Raw genomic sequence first — 16,028 nt, 5'->3', positions numbered from 1 at the left:
GCCGGGCCGCGCCGGACAACCGGGCGGCCGCGCACGCTATCCCGAAAGTATAGGCTCAGGAGGTGACGGTACGGGGTTCGGGCGCCGTCGCGCCCGCCGGTCGGACAGTGGCGCCGGTCATCCGTTCATTTCCGGACGACGACGGGCGGCATCCACGACCCGTCGCTCGCCTGCGGCTTCGGTGCATACAGGCGCAACGCGAGCGCGAAATCGGTGCGCGGCGCCGGCAGCCAGTTGCCTGCGTGCGCACCACCCGGCGACGCCGACACGACGATGTCGATCGAACCGTCGCGGTTGCGGCGCAGCCGGTCGCGATCGCCGAGCGAGCGACGCGCCGACCCGACGTCGGGCAGCGCGCCGTTCGTCGTGTACGGCGTGAGCGTCCAGAACGCGCGGGCCGGCGGCAGCGCGCCCGGCGCGAAATGCAGCACGTAGCGGTTCGCACCGTTCAGCGGATGGCCGTCGCTGTCGACGCGGACGACCGCGAGCGTCTCGTCGTCGCGCGTCGCGGTGCCGAACTGCGAGTAGGCCGCGTACGCGCGCAGCGTGTAGTCCTGGCCGTACTTGCCGGCCGTGTCGCCGATCCAGTTCCAGCCGTTCGCGTTCAGCAGGTTCGACGGCGGCGTCGCGAGCCGCGCACGCGCCTCGGCGACGCCGGCCGTCGCCGCCGTGAGGCGGTCGCCGGTCCACAGCACCGGATAGCCGGCCGTCACGCCGATGTCGCCGAGCAGTTCCTGCGCGTGCGCATCGTCGGCCGACGCCGGGTTGTCCTGCAGCGCCTGCGCGAAGCGCGTGAAGAACGCCTTCGGGTCGAGCGCGGCCACCTGCTCGGCCGGCGTGCCGCCGCCCGCCGCTTCGGAAGGCGCGCTGCCCGCATGAACCGCGACCGACGCGCCGCGCGCCGCGCCTGTGTATACAGACAGCGGCACCACGCGAATCGCGCGCTGCAGTTTCTTCACGTCCGTGAGGTCGCGCCCCCCGCTCGTCTGCAGCCGCACTTCGAGCCACGCGTTGGCGGACGGCACGTCGACCCGCAGCGCGCCCTTCGGCAGCGTGCCCTGCCAGCCCTTCGCGGCAAACGCAATCGTTTGCGATCGCGCGCCGCCGCGTGCCGTGCGTACTGCGATGGTCGACGACGACCACAGCACGTTCGTCCACATGTCGAGCGCGCGCGCGTCCCAGTAGCGGCCGCGCGTGTCGGGCAGCGTGACGATCACGGGTTCGGCGGCGACGTCGAGCCAGCCGGTCGAGTCGAGGGTATCGACGCCCGGCAGCGGCGGATTGACCGCACCGACGGGCGGCAGCGCCTGCGCGTGGCGCAGCGTGTTGAGCGGCGCCTGCCCCGGTTGCGCGCCGTCGCCGCCCGTCGCCGCTTCCTTCGCGACGTCCATCAGCACGAGCGGATACGCATAGACATAGGAGTCGGCGACTTCCGCGCGCATCCAGCCGGTTTTCCGCTGGATCGCGTCCGGTTGCGACGCACACCCGGCGAGCAATGCCGCCAAGGCCAGCGACGCGCACGCGCGCCGCAGAGAAACTGATTCCTGCAGGTTTTCAATCATCGATTACTGGCCGAATATCGTTCTTTTCAGTCAACGCCTTGTTCGTCTCGCGAACGGCGAATGCAAGGCACCCCAGCCTGCCCGGATACCGTCTCGCTACGGTTCGCAACGGTGGGCGCTGATGTCAGGCCGGTATCATAGCGCCTAAGGGCATCCCCCAATATGCCGAATAACAGGGCGGGCGCTAGTTCGGTTGCCGGCGGGAACGGCGGTGACAGAGGGTTCGTGACCAGCGCTGACAAATGGTGTCATTATTGACACCATTTGCTATGGCAAGCGAATGGAAGATCCACGATCAAATGGGGCGCGAGCCCGCGAATGTGCGTTTCAACGACCTGTTCAAGGTCTGCGAGGCACACTTCGGAGCGGCCCGCCAATCGGGTTCCAGCCACGCTATTTTCAAGACACCGTGGCAAGGCGATCCTCGAGTGAATATCCAGCATGATCGCGGGAAAGCGAAGGCGTACCCGGTGCGACAGGTTCTCGACGCGCTCGATCGACCGAAGGAACAGAAATCATGACCCAAGACCACTTTACGTACCGCGTAACGTGGTCCCCGGAGGACGGGGAGCACGTCGGCCTCTGTGCGGAGTTTCCGTCTCTTTCGTGGCTCGACGCCACGCCGGAAGGCGCGCTGACGGGCATTCGCCGGCTCGTCGCCGATGTCGTGCGCGACATGACCACGAACGGCGAGAAGGTGCCCGATCCGATCGCCGACCGCACCTACAGCGGCGAATTCAAGGTTCGCATCCCGCCACAGGCGCACCGTGCGCTGGTCATCCAGGCCGCCGAGCAAGGCGTCAGCCTGAATCGCCTCGCGAGCGCCAAGCTCTGCGCCTGACCACGTAATCAAGCGCAACGCACGACCGCCCGGCTGTCCGTCTGGAAGCCGGGCGATCGTTTTTTTCACGTTGTGACACGCTGTGTACATCGACATGCGTCGCATCGTCGCCGACGCTTGACCTTGCCATCATGGGAATGTTGATACTGGAACCATTCGCGGCTCGAACCGCGCTTTTGGGGAATCCGACATGACTGAACCACTTGCCTCCGCAGCGCTGCAAACGATCGAACTGAGCGTCGACGGCATGCACTGCGGCGGCTGCACGGGCCGCGTGCAGCGCGCGCTGGCCGCCGTGCCGGGCGTCGTCGATGCGGCGGTCGATCTCGACACGCAGGCGGCGACGGTCACCGCGCAGGACACGGTCGAAGCCGGCCGGCTCGTCGATGCAATCCGTGCGGCCGGCTACGGCGCGGCCGTGCGTGAAGCGGCGGTCGAAGCCGTTGCGACCGCGCCTGCGGCACCTGCGCAGCGCGACGAAACACCGTCGGCAGCGATTGAACCTCCCCCCACCGCTGCCACGATCGAACTCGATATCGAGGGCATGACCTGCGCATCGTGCGTGTCGCGCGTCGAAAAGGCGCTGGCGAAGGTGCCGGGCGTCACGCGCACGTCGGTCAACCTCGCGACCGAACGCGCCACCGTCGACGTATCGGCTGGCGTTTCCGCGTTGCAACTGGCGAATGCCGTAAAGCAGGCCGGCTATGACGCGACGCCGACGGCGGCCGATCTCACGCTTCCGACCGCCGTCCCCGCTACACCTGCCACGCCCGCCGCACCCGCCGCACCCGCCGCACCCGCCAGCATCGAACTCGATATCGACGGGATGACCTGCGCATCGTGCGTGTCGCGCGTCGAGAAGGCATTGGCGAAGGTACCGGGCGTCACACACGCGTCGGTCAACCTCGCGACCGAACGCGCCACCGTCGACGCGTCGGCCGACGTATCCGCCGCACGGCTCGCCGAAGCGGTGAAACAGGCCGGCTACGGCGCGACACCGGTCGCCGTCGCCACGCCGCCCGCAGCCTCGCCCGCCTCCACCGACCTCGAACTCGACATCGGCGGCATGACCTGCGCGTCCTGCGCCGGCCGCGTCGAAAAAGCGCTGGCCGCCGTGCCGGGCGTCGCGCGTGCATCCGTGAACCTCGCGACCGAGCGCGCGTCGGTGCACGGCGCCGGCGCACTCGATGCCGCCACGCTGATCGCGGCGGTCACCACAGCCGGCTACCGTGCATCACTCGCCGCCGCGCCGTCAGCCGGCGCCACGACCGGCACCGACGCGCAGCCGGCCAGCGCCGCACCGGACCCCGACGCCCGCAAGCGTCGCGAGGCCGTTCGCGAACGCAACCTCGTGATCTGGTCGGCGGTATTGAGCGCGCCGCTCGTCGCACCGATGCTGGTCGCGCCGTTCGGCATCGACCTGATGCTGCCGGGCTGGCTCCAGCTGGTGCTCGCGTCGATCGTCCAGTTCGGTTTCGGCGCACGCTTCTACCGCGCAGCCTGGCATGCGGTGAAGGCACGCACCGGCAACATGGACCTGCTCGTCGCGCTCGGCACGTCGGCCGCGTATGGCTTGAGCCTGTGGATGCTGCTGCGCGACCCCGCGCATCACGGCCACCTGTATTTCGAGGCGTCGGCCGTGATCGTCACGCTCGTGCGCTTCGGCAAATGGCTCGAATCGCGCGCGAAGCGCCAGACCACCGAGGCCATCCGTGCGCTGAACGCGCTGCGCCCGGACCGCGCACGCGTCATCGAGCACGGCGTCGAACGCGACGTACCGCTGGCGCAGGTGCGCGTCGGCACGCAGGTCAGCATCCGGCCGGGCGAACGCGTGCCCGTCGACGGCCGGATCGTGTCGGGCCGCTCGCACATCGACGAATCGCTGATCACCGGTGAAAGCCTGCCCGTGCCGAAAGACGACGGCGACCTCGTCACGGCCGGCTCGATCAACGGCGAAGGCGCGCTCGTCGTCGAAACCACCGCGATCGGCGCGGAAACGACGCTCGCACGCATCATCCGCCTCGTCGAATCCGCGCAGGCCGAGAAGGCGCCGATCCAGCGGCTCGTCGATCGCGTCAGCGAAGTGTTCGTGCCGGCGATCCTCGGCATCGCGGTGCTGACGCTGGCCGGCTGGCTGATTGCCGGCGCCGGGACGGAAACCGCGATCCTCAACGCGGTCGCGGTGCTCGTGATCGCCTGCCCGTGCGCACTCGGCCTCGCGACGCCCGCCGCGATCATGGCAGGCACCGGCGTCGCGGCGCGGCACGGCGTGCTGATCAAGGACGCGCAAGCGCTCGAACTCGCGCAGCGCACGACCGTGATCGCATTCGACAAGACCGGCACGCTGACCGAAGGCAAGCCGTCGGTGACGGCCTTCGAAGCCGTCGGCCTGCCGCGCGACGAAGCGCTCGCGCTCGCGGCGGCCGTGCAGCGCCAGAGCGACCATCCGCTCGCGCGGGCCGTGGTCGCGGCACACGATGCGGACGTGGCCGCGCGCGGCGACACCACACTGCCGGCCGTCGCAGTCGACGCGCGCGCGGTGGCCGGACGCGGCGTGGAAGCGCGCGTCGGCGGGCACCTGCTCGCGCTCGGCAGCACGCGCTGGCGCGACGAGCTCGGCCTCGCGGTGCCGCCCGAGCTCGACGCCCGCGCAGCCGAACTCGAACGCGCCGGCAACACGATCTCGTGGCTGATGCGTGCCGATGCGCCGCGCGCGTTGCTCGCGCTGATCGCGTTCGGCGACACCGTGAAGCCGGGCGCCCGCGACGCGATCGCGGCGCTGTCGGCGCGCGGCGTCGTCAGCGCGCTCGTGACCGGCGACAACCGCGGCAGCGCGGCGGCCGTCGCGGCGTCGCTCGGCATCGGCGAAGTGCATGCGCAAGTGCTGCCCGACGACAAGGCGCGCGTCGTCGCCGAGCTGAAGCGCACGCACGGCGGGGTCGTCGCGATGGTCGGCGACGGGATCAACGATGCGCCCGCGCTCGCCGCGGCCGATGTCGGCATCGCGATGGCGACCGGCACGGACGTCGCGATGCACACGGCCGGCATCACGCTGATGCGCGGCGACCCGGCGCTCGTCGCCGACGCGATCGACATCTCCAAGCGCACGTACCGGAAGATCCAGCAGAATCTGTTCTGGGCGTTCGTCTACAACCTGGTCGGCGTGCCGCTCGCGGCATTCGGCTTGCTGAACCCGGTGATCGCGGGCGCGGCGATGGCGTTTTCCAGCGTCAGCGTCGTGACCAACGCGTTGCTGCTGCGGAGATGGAAAGGCCGCGCACGCTGATGCGCGGCGATGGCCGGACGGCAGAGTGGCCGTTCGGCCATCGGCCATCGGCCAGCAGCCAGCAGTAAGGTTCGGGAGGATTGTCGACGTCGGCCGGTTGGGGCACGCCGGATCGGTAGCGCGTACCGCGCCGGTGAATTCAGTCCGAAACGACCGGCTTGATCAACGTCGTCGTGATCGGTGCGAAGCCGCACGCGCGATACAGCGCGCGGGCCGCCGTGTTGTGATTGAACACCGACAGGCCGATCTCGGTGACGCCGTACCGGCGCGCCTCGGCGTCGAGCGCATCGAGCGTGCGCGTGGCCCAGCCCTGGCGGCGCCGGGACGGGACGATGTCGAGGTCGTAGATGAACAGCGTGCGGTTCGGCCCTTCGGGCACGATCGCGTACCAGAGGTCGCCCACCGCGTCGCCGCTGGCGCCGTCGATGAGCATCACGAGGATCTGGCCGGCGGTCAGCAGGCCGTCCGGCAGCAGCGTGTCGAAACAGGCGCGCGCACGATCGGCGGCGTCTTCGGCAGCGTTTTGTCCGGATGAAACGAGATCGCGCGCATAGCCGTCGATGGCTCGCGTGCGGTACGCATGGAATTCGCCGGCCGTCATCGGCCGCATCTGCAGCATGGCCCGGTCGCCGTCGAGGGAATCGGACTTCCAGTGTAGCGGGACGGTCGCACCGGCGCGCAATGCGGCGGTGGAAAGCGGGCAGGCGGGTGCGGCGAGCGCCGCGCCGAATCAGCGAATCAGCGAATCAGCGAATCAACGAATCAGCGAATCAGCGAATCAGCGAATCAGCGACGGTACAGGACGATCGGCACGAGATGCGCACGGCGCACGCGCTCGGCTTCGGCATGACGCGCTGCGTACGAGTATTCGGCGTCGAGGGGCAGGTGCGGCGACACGAACAGGTCGTCGATCTTTTGCAGCAGGGCGAGGATGAAGCTCATGTGAGACTCCTGACAGATGTGACTAGGGTTTTCCCTTAGATGACCTCCATTCTAAGGGTTTTCCCTGAACTCTGCCAGTGAGCCGCATCAGTTTGCCGCAGGCGCGCGACAGCCGATCGCCGCCGCGGAACGGCGATCCTTGCTCCGTCGGGCTTTCAGGATAGGGTCGAAACGATTAACGCGTGCGACGAGCACGCTTCGCGACGGCCGCCTCGCGGTTCGCCGTGCGCTGCAGCCGGTCGACTTGCGACAGGAGCGCTTCGTGGTGTTCCTCGAGCGTCATCAGCGTCGCCTGCTGCGTCGACAGATCGGCCGCGAGGCGATCGATCCGTTGCTGCTTCGTGGCCACGTCCTGTTTCAGGTGCGCGATCTGTCGCGTTTGCAGCACCAGCGCGACGAGCGTGGCCAGCACGACGACAGCCAGCGCCAACAGCAGGCGGTTGACGCGGCGCATCTCGCGATCGGCCGCGTGCGTCAGGCCGTCCACGTCGGCCTGCAGCGCGGCGAACCGGTCGGTCAGCGGGCGCAGGTGCGTGTCCGGGTCGAAGACCGGCGCGGCCGGTTGCGTGCGTTCCGCCGACGGCTTCGTGACGAAGGACGCAGCGGAAGCCACAGGCTGGGCAACGAGTGGCGGCGCAATGTCAGGCTGCGCGGTCGCTTCCCTGGGGGGCGCGGAGTTCGTGGCAATTGCCGGCTCGGCGGACTGTACCGGCGTCTGTGGCGCGGCAGGCGCGGCGGCAACGTCCGGCGAGCCGGTCGATTCAGCCGCTTCCGGTACCGCGGCGACGCTCGTCGCAGCCGGCGCGGATTGCATCGGCGCCGCTTCGCTGGCGCCGGCAGCCGCCCGGCGTTTGCCGCCCGACGACGGGCGGCGCTCCTTCACGGCATCGCCGGCCGATTTTCCTTCGCGGGATTTGACGGCCGCCACCTCGGCGGCCGGCTTCGCGACTTCGGCATCCGCCGGTGGCGCTTCGGCCGCATTCGCCGCAGCGACATCAGCCGATTGCAGCGTGGCCGCCACCTTCACGGCGGCGTCGGCCGCAGGCACGCCAGCCTTCGTTGCCACGCCATCGGCCGCAGGCAAATCGGCTGCCTTCGTGGCGCCGCCACCGGCAGATGCGCCGTCGACGTTCGCGGTCGCACCACCTTCCGGCGTCGCAACACCCTCGCCTGCCACCACGACATCCGGCGTCGCCGCACCTTCCGATCCCGCTTCCGCGTGCCCGGCCGAGGCCGCAGCCGCCCCCTCCGGCACGCTGAACCCGTCCAGCGAGGCTTGGCGCCCGTCCGCGGCACCCGCCGCCGCGTCGGCTTCCGCGACGGCCTCGTCGCGCGCCGCAACCGGCGCACGCTCGCCCGGCTCGAGCACCGGATCGCCGAACAGGTCGAGCGTCCGTTCATCCCGCGGCGCATCGCCGGCCGGCGCATTGCCGGGCCGCGCCGTCGCCCTCGCGGACGTGCTGCCCGCGGCAGCGGCCGAGCGCCGGCGGGAACGGGTCGACGAACGAATGGAACGGGAGCGGGGGCGAGGCGAGGAAACGGATTCGGTCATGGAAATCGGATGGCGGGGCCCGCAGGCGCGGAGCCGGATGTCGAACGGAATCGGTGATCGGCCATTGTCGCATGGTCCGTTGCCGATTCAGCCTATTCGTCGCCCGACAGCCCGTTGCCCTCTTCGAAGCGCGTGACGCCCTTCAGCGCACGCAGCTTGTCGCAGATCGCCTGGTATTCGAGTTCCGATACCCGTGCGAGCGCGATGCGCACTTCGTCGTGCTCGCCGGTGTCGTCGGCACGCTGCACGATGAACTGCTTCACGCGCGCACTCGACGGGCCGAGCGCCGCGTGCAGCGAATCGAACGTCAAGGCGCCGCTCACGACCGTCAGCGCGAGCTGGCGCCGCTGGCGCACCGTGAAGTAGCGCCGCTCCAGCGGCTTGATGCCGGCCAGGATGATCAGGATGATGATCGTCGCGGAAATCGACGCGACGTAGAGCCCGCCGCCCACCGCGAGGCCGATCGCGGCGACCGACCACAGGCTCGCGGCCGTCGTCAGCCCGCGCACGATCTCGCCGCGCAGCAGGATCGAGCCCGCGCCGAGGAAGCCGATGCCCGACACGACCTGCGCGGCGATCCGCGACGGGTCGAGCACGATGTGGTCGCTGCGGCCGAGCACGTCGGCAAAACCGAACGCCGACACGATCATGATCAGCGTCGAGCCGACGCACACCAGCATGTGCGTGCGCAGGCCGGCCGCCCACGACAGGCGCTCGCGCTCGAAGCCGATGACGCTGCCGAGCGCCGCCGCGAGAACGAGCCGCATCACGAGTTCCAGGTTGCTGAGCATCCGCTTTCTCTCCTTTTTCTGGTGCCGGCCGCGCGGAATGTTTTATCCTTGGCCCCGGCCGCGCCGATCCTCCGGGCCGCGCCGACACGTTTCGATCCAAGCGCTCAACCCCGTCATGCCCGTTTCCGACTCCGCTTCCGCCCAGGCCGCCCAGCTGCGCCACCATTTCGCGCACGTCGTCTTGCCGATCTGGCGGGGTTCAGGGTTCGACCAGACATTGCAACTGCCGTTCGAGGCCGTCGATCCGGCCACCCACGCGCCGCTGCCCGTCACCCGCTATCGCGCCATGGCGTGCGCGCGGCAACTGTTCGTGTTCGCGCAGGCCGGCGATTCCGCGCACGCGGCCACACTGTTCGACGCACTGTGCCGGCGCTTCCGCGACGCGCGCCACGGCGGCTGGATCTACAGCGTCGACGCGCAAGGCGCGCCGCTCGATACGACCAAGGATCTCTATACGCACGCGTTCATCGTGTTCGCGTGCGCCGCCTGGCACGCGGCGTCGGGCGACGCCGCCGCGCGCGCGGTGGCCGAGGAAACCGCCGCGCTGATCCAGGACCGCTTCGCGCCGCACCCCGGCGACGCGCTGCTCGACGCGGCCCGCCATGCCGATTTCTCGCCCTCCGGCAGCGGTGCGCTGCAGAATCCGCTGATGCACCTGACCGAAGCGTGGCTCGCGGCCGCCGACGCATTCGGCGACGCGGCGTTCGACGACGCGCTCGCGCGCACCGCGCACGCCGTCGAGCGCACGTTCGTCGATGCGGCGACCGGCTGCGTCGCCGAGTTGCCGCTCGGGGCGGCCGACAACCGTTTCGAGCCCGGCCATCAGTTCGAGTGGTTTTACCTGGTCGATGCGGCCGGCACGCGACTCGCGCAGACGGGCCTTCCCGCCGCGCTGTCGCGCGCGTTCGCGTTCGCCGAGCAATACGGCGTCGATCCGCAGACGGGCGGCGTGTGCGCGGCGCTCGACGCGCAAGGCGCGTGCATCGACGGCACGCAGCGGATCTGGGCGCAGACCGAATACCTGCGTGCGCTCGCGACGCACGGCGGCACGCCGGCCTCCGCGCCGCTCGCGCGGCAGATCGAGCGGTTCGCCGCGCGCTTCCTGCATCCGCGCGGCTGGTTCGAGTGCAAGACGGCGGACGGGCAGGTCGCGCGCGCCGACATGCCGTCGACGACGCCCTACCACCTCGCGACCGCCTACGCGGCGCTGCCGGCCGGTTCGTAAGGCGTCCCGGCGAACGACGGCGCCGCGCGCTCGCCGTGCGCGGCGCGTCCGTCACCCAGCTCGAACACCGACACCGCCTGCATCAGGTGCGCGGTCTGGTCGTTCAGCGACGCGGCCGCCGCCGCGACTTCCTCGACCAGCGCCGCGTTCTGCTGCGTCAGCTGGTCCATCTGCGTGACGGCCTGGTTTACCTGCTCGATCCCGACGGTCTGCTCGACCGACGCCGCAGTGATCTCCGACATCGTCTGCACGACGCGCGTGATCGACGCCGACACCGTCCGCATCGCGTCGCCGGCGCGCTCCACGAGCTCCGCGCCGCCGTTGATCTGCGCGACCGAATCTTCGATCAGCGCCTTGATCTCCTTCGCCGACTGCGCGCTGCGCTGTGCGAGCGAGCGCACTTCGCCCGCGACCACCGCGAAACCGCGCCCCTGCTCGCCGGCCCGCGCGGCCTCGACCGCCGCGTTCAGCGCGAGGATGTTGGTCTGGAAGGCAATGCCGTCGATCACCGAGATGATCTCCGCGATCCGCCCCGAGCTCTGCGCGATGCCGCGCATCCGGTCGATCACGCTGTCGACCACGCCGCCGCCGTGGCTCGTCGCTTCGAGCGCCGCATCGGCCAGCGCGCTGGCTGCGCGTGCACTGTCGGTGTTCTGCCGGACCGTCGCGGTCAGTTCCTCCATGCTTGCGGCCGTTTCCTCCAGCGACGCGGCCTGCGTGCCCGTGCGCGCCGACAGGTCGGCGTTGCCGCCCGCGATCTCGCCCGCGCCGAGGTGAATCGCGTCGGACGCGTGGCGCACCGTGCGCACGGTGCCCGCGATACTCGTCTGCATCGTGGCGAGGCCGCGCAGCATGCGGTCGATCTCGAACACGCCGCCGGCCCGCACGGCTTCATCGAGCCGGCCCTGCGCGATCCGCTCGAAATGACGGCCGGCTTCCTCCAGCGGCGCGACGACCGCGCGCCGTGCAGCCGCGTAGATCGCGGCGCTCGCCGCGAGCATCGCCACCAGCAGCACGATGCCGACCGACTTGAACCAGCGCATGCCGCCGTCGATCGTGTCGAGGGCCGCGCGGCTCGATGCGCTGCCATAGTCGGTGAAGCGGTGCAGTTCGGCGATATAGGCATCCTGGATGCTTTGCGTCGGCTGGTCGAGGAAGGCCTGGATGTTGTCGGCGTCGAGGAACTGCACGAGTTCGCCCAGCGCGCCACGCAGCGCGCGATAGCGCTCGGTGAGCGCGGCGACGCGCGCGCGGTTCGTGTCGTCGACCGCCTGCGCGGCCGTCAGCATGGCGAACGCCTTGTCCGCTTGCGCGAGCGACGCGCCCGCATGGCGGATGATGTCTTCCGGCTTCGGGCCGCCGCGCACCATCCGCGTGCCCGCACGCGACAGGTTGATGCGCGCGTCGAGCAGTTGCTCGGTCGCCCGGCTGGCCGCATCGACCTGCGCGATCGCGACGTTCGACAGATCGTCGACGCCGCTGCGCGTCGACGTGAGCGTCCAGAAGCCGAGCGCTTCGATCGCGAGCAGGAAGAAGCAGAACACGGTCAACACGCCGAGCAGACCCGACGCGAGCTTGATTTTTCCGAACATGGGGAGATTCCTGGAGAGCGGACGATGAGGCAATGCCCCGGCATTAGCGGCATTTCTTCGTCGGACTTTAGGAATGGAAGGCGGCAAAGTTCGCGTTGCCCGCGCATCCCCGCGGAATCGCCTGCAAACCGCGAGATCTTCGGTATTTGACGCAATAATCGCGTCGCATCGCTTCTGAATTTGCACGAAACGCGGACGAATTTCCTTGCTTATCCGGAGCCCCCTTCCTAGAGTTCAGCGCAAGCGGGCACTCATTGCGAAGGAAGTTCAATGACCGACATCACGGACCACGCGCGCGGCGCATTGCGCGCGCAGCCGTTCAGCATGCTGCTGGGCACGGAGCTGATGCATATCGGCGACAACGAAGTGTCGCTGTGCCTGCCGGTGCGCGAGGAACTTCGGCAGCAGCACGGTTTCGTGCACGGCGGCGTCATCAGCTATCTCGCGGACAACGCGCTGACGTTCGCCGGCGCGCTCGTGCTCGGCCCGCGCGTGATCACCGCCGAATACAAGATCAACTATCTGCGGCCGGCCGTGAACGGCACGCTCGTCGCCCGCGCGAAGCTCGTCTACGCGGGCCGGCATCAGGCGACGTGCCAGTGCCATGTGTTCGTCATCGACGGCGACCACGAGCGGCTCGTCGCGATCGCGCAAGGCACGATCAACCGCGTCGGCGACGGCAAGATGCCGGATGCGCCGGAGGAAACGGCGTGAATTGCCGAGCGCAGGCATCGATGCCGCGCTGCCTGTCGCGCTAGCGTTTCATCGCAGCCAGATAGACCGCATCACGCTCGCGGCGGCCCACCGCGACCACCAGCACGATGACTTCCGCGTCGCGCACTTCGTAGACGAGGCGATAACCGACACCGCGCAGCTTGATCTTGTAGCGATCCGGGTGGCCGTGCAATTTGGCTGACGGGATGCGAGGATGCTCGAGCCGTTCGGCGAGCCTGACCTTGAATTGATCGCGCACGGAGCGATCGAGCTTCTTCCACTCCTTCAATGCGGAGTCGAGAAAGGCGAGTTCAAAGGTCATTCAGCTTGACCTTGACGACCTTCTCCCTGGCGCGCGAATCGGCCAACACATTGTCTTCAATGTCTTCCAGACGTTCGACCATCGCCTCCCACGTCTTCGCGGGAATGCAGTAGAACGCGGGTTCGTTGTGATTCAGGATCGCGACCGGAAAACCCTCGCCGGCGGCAACGGTTCCCATCGGATTCCGCTTCAGCTCCGAAACGCTAGCCGTCACGCTTGCCAGAATGGTGTGGGGCATATCTGCTCCTTGTTCGATCGAACATCAATTGTACTTGATTTGATACTAAATTTAGTACCAAAATCGGCACTCTCGATGCGTTCGACACCCGGCCATCGACAAACGGAAGTCGGCTCCCTGACGCCGCGCCTATTCCGCTTCCTCCCCCGCCAACGGCAAGAACCGCGGCGCCACCCTCGCCCGCACGTTCCCGTGTTCATCCGTCCGATAGATCCCGCGCGCCGCGTTGTGCGGATGCACGGCCGCGTCAGCCACGCTCAGCACCGGCGCGAAGCACGCGTCGGTGCCTTCGAGCAGCGCGCGCCAGTGCGCGGACGGCTGCTGCGCGAACACTGCCGCGAAACGCGCCTTCAGTGCGGGCCAGCGCGCCCGGTCGTACTGCGACGCGGGATCGATGTCGGTCAACCCGAGGCGCTCGACCAGCAATGCATAGAACGGCGGCTCGAGTGCGCCGATCGTCACGCATTCGCCATCCGCGCAGCGATACACGTCGTAGAACGGCGCGTCGTGGAACAGGCTCGGCTGCGCGCCGTCGAGCTGCCCGTTCGCGCGTGCCCATAGCGCCAGCGAACCGAGCATCGACACGATGTCGACGATCGCGCCGTCGACCACGCGCCCCGGCCCGCCGCCGAGCACATCGAGCAACGCGCAGACGATCCCGAACGCGAGCCCGAGCGCGCCGCCCGCATCGCCGACGACGGTCGGCGGCACGCCCGGCCGGCCGTCGCGCGGCGCGGACAGCGACAGCAGCCCCGTCAGTGCGACGTAGTTCAGGTCGTGCCCGGCCGCGGCCGCGAGCGGGCCGTGCTGGCCCCAGCCGGTCATCCGCCCGTACACGAGTTTCGGGTTGCGGCGCGCGCAATCGTCGGGCCCGAGGCCGAGCCGCTCCATCACGCCGGGCCGCAAGCCCTCGATCAGCGCGTCGGCCTGCGCGATCAGGTCGAGCGCGGCGGCGCGGCCGGCCGGCGCCTTCAGGTCGAGCTCGACGATCGTCTTGCCTTCGCGCAGCAGGTCGCCGTCGCGGGCCCGCAGCGCATCCGGCGCGCTCGTGCGGCCAGACGGGCGCGCGATCAGCGTGATCCGCGCGCCCATCCCGGCGAGCATCCAGCCCGCGAGCGGGCCGGGGCCGAGACCTTCGAATTCGACGATGTGGATGCCGGCAAGCGGCGCGTTCAATGACATGGCGACGACCTCGCTGAAATGCAGCCGGCACAAGAGCGGCGAAACCTCCCGATTCTATGCGAATGCCTGCGCGCGTCCGCCTCGTCCGATCAGCCAGCCGCCGCATCCCGACGCTGCGCGTCCAGCGCCTCCCGCATCGCCTTCACGATCGCGTCGCGACGCGCGTCGATCCGCTCGACGGGCCCGGCCACCCCCATCGCCAGCGGCAGGCCGTTCCAGCCGTCCGCGATCACCATCGAGATCATCGCGGCGCCCTGCGTGACCGTATGTGCCGAATACGAGTAGCCGAGCCGGCGCGTCTGTTCGACCTTGTCGAGCACGACATCCTCGTCGATCGTCCTGCCCGACTTCCCGATCCGGCGGATGCTGCGCGACACGAGCCGGCGGATCGCGCTGTCCGGCTGAAGGCTCAGCAGCGCCCAGCCGAGCCCCGACATGCAGATCTCGCGACGCGTGCCGATCGGCGCGTAGAACTGGATCGGAATCGTATGAGAGCCCTCCACCGCATCGATGTACTGCACGTACAGATCGCTCTGCACCGCGATCACGACTGCCTCGTGCGTGCGTGCCGCCAGCCGCTTCGCGACGGCATGCCAGTGTCGCCGGCTGCCGGCCGCCGAATCGACCAGCGCCTCGCCGAGATTGACGAGCCGTGCCGTAGGCGCATACGCGTGAGTGGCGTCGTCGTACGCGAGATAGCCGAGTGCCTTCATGCTGGTCAGCAGCGCCGCCGCGCTCGACCCCGGATACCCGCAGCGCGTGGCGATCTCGCGCACGCTCAGCGGCCTCTGCAAGGTGCTGAAGAGTTCCAGCACCTCGAACACGCGCGCCGCGCTCTTGACCACGTTTCCGCTCATCCCGCCCTCTCCGCAGCTACCGGGACGGGCCTTCCACATATGTGGAACGGAATTTCCCGCCGCCAACCGTCGTGACGATACTAGGCTTCGGCCCGCGGCGTGAAGTCCCGCGGCACGGAACACACGGAGACACCATGGCAGCCTTTCTGATCCGTGAACGGCAGGGCCCGATCCTGACCGTCACGATGAACCGTCCCGAAACCCGCAACGCCATTTCGGACACCGATGCGATCGACTCACTGACCGAATGCTGCGACGACGCGAACCGCGACGAATCGATCCGCGTGCTGGTCCTGACCGGCGCCGGCACGACGTTCTCGTCGGGCGGCAATGTGAAGGCGATGCGCGCGTTCATCGAATCGGACCCGCACGATCCCGCCGCGATCCGGACCAGCTATCGCCGCGGGATCCAGCGCCTTGCACAGGCGTTCCAGCATCTCGAAGTGCCTGCCATCGCGGCGGTCAACGGCCCGGCGATCGGCGCCGGCACCGATCTCGCGTGCATGTGCGACATCCGCATCGCTGCCGACCGCGCGCGCTTCGCCGAGAGCTTCATCGCCCTCGGCCTCGTGCCCGGCGACGGCGGCGCATGGTTCCTGCCGCAGATCGTCGGCGCCGCCGTCGCCGCGGAAATGTCGTTCACGGGCGATGCGCTGGACGCGCAGGCAGCGTTGCGCTGCGGGCTCGTGTCGCGCGTCGTGCCCGACGGCGATCTCCTCGCGCACGCCCATGAGCTGGCCGGCCGCATCGCCCGTCATTCAGGCACCGCGCTGCGCCTGACCAAGCGGCTGCTGCGCGAAGGCCGCCACGCGAGTCTCGAGACGCTGCTCGACCTGTCCGCGTCGTACCAGGCGTTCGCGCACGCGACCCCTGAACATCGCGCGGCGGTCAACGCACTGTTCGCCGCACGCGGCTGAACCCGCG

Annotated in this window: 16 protein-coding genes; 6 read left to right on the top strand and 10 right to left on the bottom strand. The window is 69.3% G+C overall.

Annotated features, from left to right (window positions below; all coding sequences use genetic code 11):
• Positions 1-125: 125 nt before the first annotated feature.
• Positions 126-1,562: a DUF1254 domain-containing protein gene (locus tag DIE03_RS13495; protein ID WP_124450973.1), complete on the bottom strand. Its 1,437-nt coding sequence runs from the start codon at positions 1,560-1,562 to the stop codon at positions 126-128.
• A gap of 269 nt (positions 1,563-1,831) precedes the next feature.
• Between DIE03_RS13495 and DIE03_RS13490 the strand changes: the two genes are divergently transcribed.
• The 3 genes from DIE03_RS13490 to DIE03_RS13480 all read left to right on the top strand — a co-directional run bounded on the left by DIE03_RS13490 (position 1,832) and on the right by DIE03_RS13480 (position 5,689).
• Complete coding sequence (locus DIE03_RS13490) at positions 1,832-2,083, top strand: toxin HicA (RefSeq protein WP_124450971.1); 252 nt, start codon at positions 1,832-1,834, stop codon at positions 2,081-2,083.
• Positions 2,080-2,403 (top strand): type II toxin-antitoxin system HicB family antitoxin, encoded by a 324-nt coding sequence (locus DIE03_RS13485; protein WP_124450969.1) that lies wholly within the window; start codon positions 2,080-2,082, stop codon positions 2,401-2,403. Before DIE03_RS13490 ends, DIE03_RS13485 begins: the two co-directional genes overlap by 4 nt.
• A 190-nt stretch (positions 2,404-2,593) precedes the next feature.
• Positions 2,594-5,689 carry a heavy metal translocating P-type ATPase gene (locus DIE03_RS13480; RefSeq protein WP_124450967.1) on the top strand — a complete coding sequence of 1,032 codons (3,096 nt, stop codon included), beginning with the start codon at positions 2,594-2,596 and terminating at the stop codon, positions 5,687-5,689.
• Between the two features lie 139 nt (positions 5,690-5,828).
• On the opposite strand, the gene DIE03_RS13475 is transcribed toward DIE03_RS13480, so the two are convergent.
• The 4 genes from DIE03_RS13475 to DIE03_RS13465 form a co-directional block, all read right to left on the bottom strand.
• Entirely contained in the window at positions 5,829-6,308 is a 480-nt protein-coding gene (locus tag DIE03_RS13475) for an N-acetyltransferase (RefSeq protein WP_124450965.1), read from the bottom strand.
• Positions 6,309-6,475: 167 nt separating this feature from the next.
• Positions 6,476-6,631 carry a hypothetical protein gene (locus DIE03_RS38245; RefSeq protein ID WP_185658149.1) on the bottom strand — a complete coding sequence of 52 codons (156 nt, stop codon included), beginning with the start codon at positions 6,629-6,631 and terminating at the stop codon, positions 6,476-6,478.
• Between the two features lie 175 nt (positions 6,632-6,806).
• Positions 6,807-8,183 carry a flagellar hook-length control protein FliK gene (locus tag DIE03_RS13470; RefSeq protein WP_124450964.1) on the bottom strand — a complete coding sequence of 459 codons (1,377 nt, stop codon included), beginning with the start codon at positions 8,181-8,183 and terminating at the stop codon, positions 6,807-6,809.
• A gap of 92 nt (positions 8,184-8,275) precedes the next feature.
• Entirely contained in the window at positions 8,276-8,974 is a 699-nt protein-coding gene (locus DIE03_RS13465; protein ID WP_124450962.1) for an MgtC/SapB family protein, read from the bottom strand.
• Between the two features lie 115 nt (positions 8,975-9,089).
• On the opposite strand from DIE03_RS13465, the gene DIE03_RS13460 reads away from it, so the two are divergent.
• On the top strand, positions 9,090-10,199 hold the full coding sequence (locus DIE03_RS13460; protein WP_124450960.1) for an AGE family epimerase/isomerase: 1,110 nt from the start codon (positions 9,090-9,092) through the stop codon (positions 10,197-10,199).
• Here the strand turns inward: DIE03_RS13460 and DIE03_RS13455 are convergent.
• Positions 10,172-11,791, bottom strand: a complete 1,620-nt coding sequence (locus DIE03_RS13455) for a methyl-accepting chemotaxis protein (protein WP_124450958.1) — start codon at positions 11,789-11,791, stop codon at positions 10,172-10,174. The two genes, DIE03_RS13460 and DIE03_RS13455, sit on opposite strands and share 28 nt — an antisense overlap.
• Before the next feature lie 270 nt (positions 11,792-12,061).
• On the opposite strand from DIE03_RS13455, the gene DIE03_RS13450 reads away from it, so the two are divergent.
• Positions 12,062-12,505, top strand: a complete 444-nt coding sequence (locus tag DIE03_RS13450; protein WP_011353771.1) for a PaaI family thioesterase — start codon at positions 12,062-12,064, stop codon at positions 12,503-12,505.
• Between the two features lie 40 nt (positions 12,506-12,545).
• Here DIE03_RS13450 and DIE03_RS13445 read toward each other — a convergent pair whose 3' ends face one another.
• The 4 genes from DIE03_RS13445 to DIE03_RS13430 form a co-directional block, all read right to left on the bottom strand.
• Entirely contained in the window at positions 12,546-12,827 is a 282-nt protein-coding gene (locus DIE03_RS13445) for a type II toxin-antitoxin system RelE/ParE family toxin (RefSeq protein ID WP_124450956.1), read from the bottom strand.
• Positions 12,817-13,065: a type II toxin-antitoxin system Phd/YefM family antitoxin gene (locus tag DIE03_RS13440; RefSeq protein WP_124450954.1), complete on the bottom strand. Its 249-nt coding sequence runs from the start codon at positions 13,063-13,065 to the stop codon at positions 12,817-12,819. The genes DIE03_RS13445 and DIE03_RS13440 overlap by 11 nt, the downstream gene beginning before the upstream one ends.
• 129 nt (positions 13,066-13,194) lie before the next feature.
• Positions 13,195-14,247, bottom strand: a complete 1,053-nt coding sequence (locus tag DIE03_RS13435) for a CaiB/BaiF CoA-transferase family protein (protein ID WP_124450952.1) — start codon at positions 14,245-14,247, stop codon at positions 13,195-13,197.
• An 89-nt stretch (positions 14,248-14,336) separates the two neighbouring features.
• Positions 14,337-15,104 (bottom strand): IclR family transcriptional regulator, encoded by a 768-nt coding sequence (locus tag DIE03_RS13430; RefSeq protein WP_124450950.1) that lies wholly within the window; start codon positions 15,102-15,104, stop codon positions 14,337-14,339.
• 134 nt (positions 15,105-15,238) lie between these two features.
• On the opposite strand from DIE03_RS13430, the gene DIE03_RS13425 reads away from it, so the two are divergent.
• Entirely contained in the window at positions 15,239-16,021 is a 783-nt protein-coding gene (locus tag DIE03_RS13425) for a crotonase/enoyl-CoA hydratase family protein (RefSeq protein WP_124450948.1), read from the top strand.
• The last annotated feature ends 7 nt before the right edge of the window (positions 16,022-16,028 follow it).

Origin of the sequence: Burkholderia sp. Bp8992 (genome assembly GCF_003853705.1) — a bacterium.
In the GTDB taxonomy this organism is placed as follows: domain Bacteria; phylum Pseudomonadota; class Gammaproteobacteria; order Burkholderiales; family Burkholderiaceae; genus Burkholderia.
Note: the sequence above shows the minus strand (reverse complement) of the source record. Positions and strands in the feature narration are given on the sequence as shown.

What these genes read in the sequence shown, in the direction of transcription:
- DIE03_RS13460 (WP_124450960.1), top strand. Translation starts at nt 9,090, where the DNA reads ATGCCCGTTTCCGACTCCGCTTCCGCCCAGGCCGCCCAGCTGCGCCAC.
- DIE03_RS13470 (WP_124450964.1), bottom strand. Translation starts at nt 8,183, where the DNA reads ATGACCGAATCCGTTTCCTCGCCTCGCCCCCGCTCCCGTTCCATTCGT.
- DIE03_RS13435 (WP_124450952.1), bottom strand. Translation starts at nt 14,247, where the DNA reads ATGTCATTGAACGCGCCGCTTGCCGGCATCCACATCGTCGAATTCGAA.
- DIE03_RS13465 (WP_124450962.1), bottom strand. Translation starts at nt 8,974, where the DNA reads ATGCTCAGCAACCTGGAACTCGTGATGCGGCTCGTTCTCGCGGCGGCG.
- DIE03_RS13425 (WP_124450948.1), top strand. Translation starts at nt 15,239, where the DNA reads ATGGCAGCCTTTCTGATCCGTGAACGGCAGGGCCCGATCCTGACCGTC.
- DIE03_RS13445 (WP_124450956.1), bottom strand. Translation starts at nt 12,827, where the DNA reads ATGACCTTTGAACTCGCCTTTCTCGACTCCGCATTGAAGGAGTGGAAG.
- DIE03_RS13475 (WP_124450965.1), bottom strand. Translation starts at nt 6,308, where the DNA reads ATGCTGCAGATGCGGCCGATGACGGCCGGCGAATTCCATGCGTACCGC.
- DIE03_RS13490 (WP_124450971.1), top strand. Translation starts at nt 1,832, where the DNA reads ATGGCAAGCGAATGGAAGATCCACGATCAAATGGGGCGCGAGCCCGCG.
- DIE03_RS13495 (WP_124450973.1), bottom strand. Translation starts at nt 1,562, where the DNA reads ATGATTGAAAACCTGCAGGAATCAGTTTCTCTGCGGCGCGCGTGCGCG.
- DIE03_RS13480 (WP_124450967.1), top strand. Translation starts at nt 2,594, where the DNA reads ATGACTGAACCACTTGCCTCCGCAGCGCTGCAAACGATCGAACTGAGC.
- DIE03_RS38245 (WP_185658149.1), bottom strand. Translation starts at nt 6,631, where the DNA reads ATGAGCTTCATCCTCGCCCTGCTGCAAAAGATCGACGACCTGTTCGTG.
- DIE03_RS13455 (WP_124450958.1), bottom strand. Translation starts at nt 11,791, where the DNA reads ATGTTCGGAAAAATCAAGCTCGCGTCGGGTCTGCTCGGCGTGTTGACC.
- DIE03_RS13450 (WP_011353771.1), top strand. Translation starts at nt 12,062, where the DNA reads ATGACCGACATCACGGACCACGCGCGCGGCGCATTGCGCGCGCAGCCG.
- DIE03_RS13440 (WP_124450954.1), bottom strand. Translation starts at nt 13,065, where the DNA reads ATGCCCCACACCATTCTGGCAAGCGTGACGGCTAGCGTTTCGGAGCTG.
- DIE03_RS13485 (WP_124450969.1), top strand. Translation starts at nt 2,080, where the DNA reads ATGACCCAAGACCACTTTACGTACCGCGTAACGTGGTCCCCGGAGGAC.
- DIE03_RS13430 (WP_124450950.1), bottom strand. Translation starts at nt 15,104, where the DNA reads ATGAGCGGAAACGTGGTCAAGAGCGCGGCGCGCGTGTTCGAGGTGCTG.